The 7,613-nt window shown below is 59.9% G+C and carries 3 protein-coding genes and 2 pseudogenes; 2 read left to right on the top strand and 3 right to left on the bottom strand.

Annotated features, from left to right (window positions below; translation table 11 throughout):
* Window positions 1-80: 80 nt before the first annotated feature.
* From BLX42_RS02865 to BLX42_RS02855, 3 genes and pseudogenes are all read right to left on the bottom strand, one after another.
* Complete coding sequence (locus BLX42_RS02865) at window positions 81-1,667, bottom strand: ABC-F family ATPase (protein WP_115274716.1); 1,587 nt, start codon at window positions 1,665-1,667, stop codon at window positions 81-83.
* A 20-nt stretch (window positions 1,668-1,687) separates the two neighbouring features.
* Window positions 1,688-1,882, bottom strand: a pseudogene (locus BLX42_RS02860) (site-specific integrase); the annotation flags it as partial.
* 190 nt (window positions 1,883-2,072) lie between these two features.
* On the bottom strand, window positions 2,073-2,420 hold the full coding sequence (locus BLX42_RS02855) for a hypothetical protein (RefSeq protein ID WP_256345887.1): 348 nt from the start codon (window positions 2,418-2,420) through the stop codon (window positions 2,073-2,075).
* 675 nt (window positions 2,421-3,095) lie between these two features.
* Here BLX42_RS02855 and BLX42_RS02850 point away from each other — a divergent pair.
* Window positions 3,096-5,650: pseudogene (locus BLX42_RS02850) on the top strand (type VI secretion system Vgr family protein).
* A partial coding sequence (locus tag BLX42_RS02845; protein WP_256671912.1) for a DUF3274 domain-containing protein occupies window positions 5,647-7,613 on the top strand: 1,967 nt, incomplete at its 3' end. The pseudogene BLX42_RS02850 and the gene BLX42_RS02845, both read left to right, overlap by 4 nt.

Here is a 7,613-nt window from a genome sequence, read left to right as displayed (position 1 = left end):
CTGCGTAGTACCTGTGGAGCGTGGTCGCCATATAAAGGGGCCGGCCTGGTCACCTCAAAGGGCCAGGCCGGCTAGCGACTTCAGACCAGCACACCCTGGCTGCGCAGGTAGTCGTCATAGGTGCCGCTGAAGTCCACCACACCGTCCGGCGACAGTTCGATGATGCGGGTCGCCAACGACGACACGAATTCGCGGTCATGGCTGACGAACAGCAAAGTGCCCGGGTAGTTTTCCAGCGCCAGGTTCAGCGCCTCGATCGACTCCATGTCCAGGTGGTTGGTCGGTTCGTCCATTACCAGCACGTTCGGCTTCTGCAGGATCAGCTTGCCGAACAGCATGCGGCCCTGTTCACCACCGGAAATCACCTTGACCGACTTGAGGATCTCGTCGTTGGAGAACAGCATGCGCCCCAGGGTGCCGCGGATGATCTGCTCACCAGAGGTCCACTGGCCCATCCAGTCGAACAGGGTCATGTCGTCTTCGAAATCGTGCGCATGGTCCTGAGCGTAGTAGCCCACTTCGGCGCTGTCGGTCCACTTCACCGAGCCTGCATCCGGCGTCATCTCGCCGACCAGGGTGCGCAGCAGGGTGGTTTTGCCGATACCGTTGGGGCCGATGATCGCTACGCGCTCGCCGGCTTCGACAGTGATGTCGAAATTCTTGAACAGCACCTTGTCGTCGAAGGCCTTGGCCATTTTTTCCACGACGACAGCCTGGCGGTGCAGCTTCTTGGTCTGCTCGAAACGGATGAACGGGCTGACCCGGCTCGAAGGCTTGACCTCGGCCAGCTGGATCTTGTCGATCTGCTTGGCACGCGAGGTTGCCTGCTTGGCTTTGGAGGCGTTGGCCGAGAAGCGGCTGACAAAGGTCTGCAGTTCAGCGATCTGGGCTTTTTTCTTGGCGTTGTCCGACAGCAACTGCTCGCGCGACTGGGTGGCCGCGGTCATGTACTCGTCGTAGTTGCCCGGGAACAGGCGCAGCTCACCGTAGTCCAGGTCAGCCATGTGAGTGCACACGCTGTTCAGGAAGTGCCGGTCGTGGGAAATGATGATCATGGTGCTGTTACGCGCCGTCAGAATCGTTTCCAGCCAGCGGATGGTGTTGATGTCCAGGTGGTTGGTCGGTTCGTCGAGCAGCAGCACGTCCGGGTCGGAGAACAGCGCCTGGGCCAGCAGTACGCGCAGTTTCCAGCCCGGGGCCACTTCACTCATCGGGCCAAAGTGCTGTTCCAGCGGAATACCCAGGCCCAGCAGCAGTTCACCGGCGCGCGATTCGGCGGTGTAGCCGTCCATTTCGGCGAATTCGGTTTCCAGCTCGGCGACGGCCATGCCGTCTTCTTCGGTCATTTCCGGCAGCGAGTAGATACGGTCACGCTCGGCCTTGACCTTCCACAGCTGGGCGTGGCCCATGATCACCGTGTCGATAACGGTGAATTCCTCGTAGGCGAACTGGTCCTGACGCAGCTTGCCCAGGCGGGTGTTCGGCTCGAGCATGACCTGACCACCGGAAGGCTCCAGGTCGCCGCCGAGGATCTTCATGAAGGTCGACTTGCCACAACCGTTGGCGCCGATCAGGCCATAGCGGTTGCCGTTGTTGAATTTGACCGAGACGTTTTCGAACAGGGGCTTGGAGCCGAACTGCATGGTGATGTTAGCGGTGGAGATCAAGGAGCTTACCTATCAATAACTTACGTGGCTTCTTCGCAGCTGCGGACCAATTTTGGACCAATCTGGAGCGTTTCCCGCTCCTGCCAGTCGTTGGACGAGTTAATCCAGCGCGCATAAGTCGATAAGAGCATCTGCACGCCATGCCCGAGCTGTTGGGCGATAAATGTGGGGTTGAGACCAGACATTGAGCGTATTGTCGCATAGGTGCGGCGGCATTGGCGCATCGCGGGCGCCGTTTTATTCATCGCGGTCTGCTTTCTGGCCGCGCAGATCGACGCATGGCTCTCGGATAAAGCCGCTTTTGGCGATGTATTCGACGGCATCGTCTTAACGACGCTCGCCGGAGGGGTGTTCTACCTGGCAGGCAGAGGGTGACCCTGGCTGGCAGACTACCCTGCAGACACTTCAGGGCTTGTACTGAATGGTGTACGACGCATCCGTTTGAGGGTCAATGGTAATCGGCATGCCGAACAGCTTCCCTTTACATTCACTGACGACGCAGCGATAAACGGACCCCTGCCTGAGCTGTGCCCACAAGCCTTCGTCATGGATCACGATACACACGACGCGGTTTGCCGGATCCTCTCTGACCTGAGCGACGTGGTGGTCCAGGTCGCAACCGAAATCGGCAGTGGTAAACTCTGGATCGTAGCCGATCAGCACACCATGCCTTTTCAGATCGTCCCTGATACGCTCAATCACGTCGTCTGCTTCTTGTTTTAGCATGATCGTTATCTCACGGTGCTTGAACATATCAAAACTCTAGCTGACCCTGCCGGTCTTCGTAGATTGAGTACTGGTATTGCGCAGGCTTGAAGGTTTTGCGGTCGTGGTAGGAGCCGGCTCGCCGGCGATGGGCTGCACAGCAGCACCCGCTTTTTACCCAGGCAACCCCGCCAACGGGCAATGTAACACCAGCTTAGCCCCACCCAGCCCGAACCCCGGGTGGCTGTGCCCTTCCTCGCTGCGATAAAAGCGCTTCAGCAAGGAAAGATTGTCAGCTATGGACATGCTTGCGCACCTTGTCACTAGGGCGTTGCGCGTCACCGAACCTGGCACCCGCCCGTTTTCTTGCCATTTCGATCACCTCTTTGTTTACCCTGATCTCCCTGCCCAAGGCATCCAATACATGGGGTATGGACGCAGATGCCCTCTTGTGCACCGTCATCGGTGACCCAGCGCAAACGTCTAGGTAGAACGGCAGCCACACGCGGATTGCCTGGCCTGTGTCGTCACATTCCGTCTTGCCGGGTAGCAGCATTCAACACCCACCACCCAAGTCGGTGAAGCTGTCGGCGGAAAGCGAAAAGTTCTGTCAATGGGACGACCGTCACAGTTTGTCAAATTCTGACTTGCCCCCATGGGGTTGATCCTCCCGGGCCCTGTGATACTTTCCGCGGCTAGTTTTAACAGGGAGTAATATCGTTGATGGAATTGACGAAGATCTTTGCACCACAGAACCGCCGGCTGATCAAACTCACCACTCCCATCCGAGATGACCAGGCGTTGTTGCTGGAGCATTTCAGCGGCAGTGAAGGGTTATCCACGCTGTTCAGCTTCGAGCTGTCGTTGATCAGCCAGGATGCCAGGCTCGAACTCAAATCATTGATCGGCCAACCTGCCTGTCTGGACATCGAGCTGGCCGACGGCGGCGTACGCCACATCCATGGTCACATCACCCGGTTCAACCTGCTGGGCAGCGACGGTGGCCTGGCGCGTTACAGCGCGACACTGAGCCCCTGGCTGTGGATGCTGACGCGACGCGTTGATTCGCGGATCTTTCAAGAGCAGACCATTGAAGCGGTCATCCGCACAGTTTTCGAGCATTACGGCGGGCTGGGCACATTCGAGTTCCGCCTGCTGAAGCCGCTCAAATCCCACAGTTACATAACCCAGTATCGCGAAACCGACCTGGATTTCGTGTTGCGCTTGCTGCAGCAGGACGGCCTGTTCTTCTACTTCGATCACGGCACGGACGGGCACAGCCTGATCATCATGGATGAATCCCAGGCTCTGCAGGCGTTGCCCGAACAACCGCAAATCCGCTACCACAGCGCCTTTGTCACCGAAACCAGTGACTCGATCACCCAATGGCGCAGCCACCGGGTATTGCAATCGGGCAAGATGGCCATCCAGACGTTCGATTACAAGCAGCCAAGAAATCCGCTGCCCATCCACATGGGCAGCCTCAATGAGCAGGGGGATGTCGCGCCCTACGAGGTGTACGATTTTCTCGGTGCCTACAGTCATCGCCTGCCTGACGAGGGCGAGGCGCTGGTCCGCCGCCACCTGGAGGTCATCGAAGCCCAGGCCAAGACCTTCACCGGCACCAGCAACTGCCGGGCCATGCGTGCGGGCTACACCTTCGAACTGACCCAGCACTTCGACCATGAGGACGGTGCGGCAGAAGCTCGCCAGTTCCTGCTGGTGTCGGTCGAGCACCGGGGGCGCAACAACTATTTTTCGGATGAGCCTGCAGGTTACGACAACCAGTTTGTCTGCATTCGCCAAAGCATCCCTTACCGCCACCCGATCACCGTGCCGCGCCCCACCGTCAACGGGCCGCTCAGTGCGATCGTGGTCGGGCCGGCGGGCGAAGAAGTCTTCACCGACGAGCTGGCGCGGATTCAGGTCCGGTTCCACTGGCAGCGCGGCGACAGCCTGCCGCAGGGCAGCACCTGGGTGCGTGTGGCGATGCCCAGTGCTGGTAGTGGCTTCGGCCATCAGTTCTTGCCACGTATCGGCCAGGAAGTGCTGGTCACCTTCCTGGCAGGCGATATCGACCGCCCCGTGGTCACCTCGGTGCTGTACAACGCCGAGCAGACACCGCCGCGCTTCAGCAAAGCCTCGGGCCTGCCAGGCAACCGCGCGCTTTCCGGCATACAGACCCAAGAGCACAAGGGCCGCGGTTTCAACGAGCTGTTGTTCGACGACACACCGGGCGCCTTGCGTGCCCGCGTCGGCACCACGCACCAGGCCACAGCGCTCAATCTGGGCAAACTCACCGAGCCACGTACTGACGGCCAGGCCAAGGCCCGTGGCAACGGTGCCGAATTGCGCACCGACGCCGCGATTGCGCTGCGCGCCGCCCAAGGCATGTTGCTGACCACCTATGCCCGCCGGGACGCCACAGGGGCACAGCTGGACCGCGAAGAACTGCTCACGCTGCTGGCCGAGTGCGGGGAGCTGTTCAAAAGCCTCGGGCAAACGCCGCCGCGCGAGGCGGGGCAGCGGTAAACAGCGAGGGCATCGACGCCTTGAGCCAGGCGCTGAAACAGTGGCCAGCGCCCGACAGCGACAGCCCGGGCAAGCCAGTCATGGCCGTTGCAGCTGAGGCGGGTATCAGCAGTGCCACACCGCGCTCGCAAACCCACTATGCCGGTGCTAACCACGACACCACCGCCCAGGACCACCTGCAGTTGACCAGCGGCGCCGCCATGCGCCTGCAAGCCGGCAAGGGCATCAGTGCCTTTGCCCAGGATGAGGGCATCAGTGCCATTGCCAACCGCGGCAAAGTGCTGGTCCAGGCCCAGGAAGACGACATCACCGTCAACGCACAAAAGAACCTGCACCTGTCGGCCGCCGAAGGCGAGGCGGTCATCACCGCGCCAACCATCCGCCTGGTGGCCGATGATGGCAGCTATATCAAGATCGGCGGCGGCGTTGAAATCGGCAGCCAAGGCAAGGTGATCGTCCATGCCAGCGAGCATGACTGGGTCGGCCCCAACACCGACAGCGCCCCGTTGCCAGCATTCACCCGCGACCCGGCGGCGCAACGCCTGGCTTTCCACTACCCGGGGCACGCCGACGACAGCGTGCGAATGGCCGTTGACCACGCCTACCAGATCAAACTCGAAGACGGTAGCACCGTGCAAGGCATGACCGACGCCAGCGGGCTCACCGAACACGTCGAGCGCGAAGCGATGCACCAGGCACAAGTGGCTGCCCTGCGCAGCACCGGCAGCAAAGGAGGCAGCCAATGAGTGGCGATCAATATGCTGTGGCTGAAAGCGTCACCCGGCTGGTACCCAATTTCAGTACCGAACGCAAAATGGAGGTGCCTGCCGACCTGCCAGGGGTGGTGATCTTCTTGCACGGCGTGAATGACCCGGGGGCTTCGTACGAGTCGGTGGAGACGGGGTTGTGCCAGGGGGTGAATGAGCGTTTGGATCGGCCTGATCTTAAGGCGGGGCGGTATGGGGCTGACTACAATACTGCAAAAAAAATCCCGATTCAGGAGCTTGGTGAAGATCACAAAGCCACACTCGACGATCCAGACACGTTCCTTTATCAGCGAGACGCGGACGACCCCAAAACCCGCAGCCTGATGATCCCTTTTTATTGGGGCTATCGCGCCGAGCCTGGCGAGATAAAGCGCGATAAAAATAACGACCCGACCAAACTGCGCGACCAATATCAGGACGTGTTCGAAAACCGCCTGGACCGGCACTTCGCCAAGGGCGGCGGGTTCTTCGCCAATGCCACCAACAACCTGCTGGAGATGTACAGCCAAGGCTTTGCCAAGGCTATCCGGCATCTCGCACAAGTCACGCTATCCAACACCCAGTACATGGGAAAAGGGCCACACCGGCGTTACTTTGTGTTCGCAGCAACGCGTTTGGCCATGTTGGTCAGTGAGATCCGCCGTGTATCGCCTGATGAAACCATCACCATCATGGGCCACAGTCAAGGCACCTTGATTACCCTGCTTGCTCAAGCGATGCTGATCGACAAGGGCCAACGCTGTGCCGACACCGTCATCATGGTGGACACGCCTTACAGTGTGCTGCCAAAGGCCACACCCAAAGGCCACGACACACTCGCGACATTGATCAACATTGCCACCGCAGTCACCCAGGCACCCCATGCCCAGCCGCCGCTGTCCGCGCTCAGGGACAGCAAGACCTACGGCGGTCGCACGGGCCCCAAGTGGTCACCCACGCAGGGCTCGCGCAAGGACAAGGTGGGTAACCTGACCGTTTTCCCCGAACGTGACAACCGCGGCAAGGTGTACCTGTACTTCTGCCCGGACGACACCACGGTCGCCCTGGACGACGTTCATGGCATCGGTACCTATGGGGTACCCAATGCCTTGGCTGACGGCAAACCGGCGATGGCGGCGTTGCAGTCCTTGCGCTTTTACCAGCGCATGTGGACCAAGCGTCATCGCAACGGCGAGCCGGTACTAGTCGGCGAAGCCGTACAACAAACAGTGCTGCGGGCGGAGGGAGAGCCCCGATACCCAGGCGGCTGGTCAAAGGCCGCTGTGGCCTCGCAAGCGCCTATAGCAAAAGGTGAAGAACGCCTGATCAATGCCGAATCCTTGAACCCACCCCACGCGCCTCAGATGTTCGGCGGTGAGGCGGTAACCGGCACCCCCACCCAGGCAGGTATGGACGGCCCCGATGACGTCAGCATCCGCTCCGCGCTGGGCAATCCGAAGGCCAAGTTCAAATGGTTCAAGGTGCGTACCAACCCTACCCGAATCGACCTGGAAGAAGAACGTGCCCAGTGGAACATCGGCAAAGAGCCCGGCGATCAAACTGCAGGGATTCGTCAAAGACCGGTATCGGGTAATGCAATGCTGAAGACCCAGGATCATTACGTCATTTTCCGCGAAGAGACGCCTAATGAAATCAAGGCCCGAATGCCCGCAGATCCGGACGAAATGGACCCTAACAGCTACCACTCGGCCGTTCTGCGCAGCCCGGAGAACCAACGCTGGGTTACGGCGATGGACATTGCTATTGGCCAGGCGCACAGCCTCGATGATCCGGCTATGCGAGAGGTGTTGGTTGCGATTGCGGATTGGAAGGTGGATAAAAAAATATTTATGAAGATCACTAAGTTGCCGGGTTGGGTGAAACTGAGTGAGGAGGCTCAAGGATCGTGTCCCAGGAAGTGGTGTAACTCATCATGGCTCTTGCCATTAAGTTCGCCGTTTAG

Source organism: Pseudomonas sp. SG-MS2, assembly GCF_009933855.1.
In the GTDB taxonomy this organism is placed as follows: Bacteria; Pseudomonadota; Gammaproteobacteria; order Pseudomonadales; family Pseudomonadaceae; genus Aquipseudomonas; species Aquipseudomonas putida_E.
The sequence above is the reverse complement of the archived record's forward strand: the minus strand, read 5'-3'. Positions and strand labels throughout refer to the sequence as shown.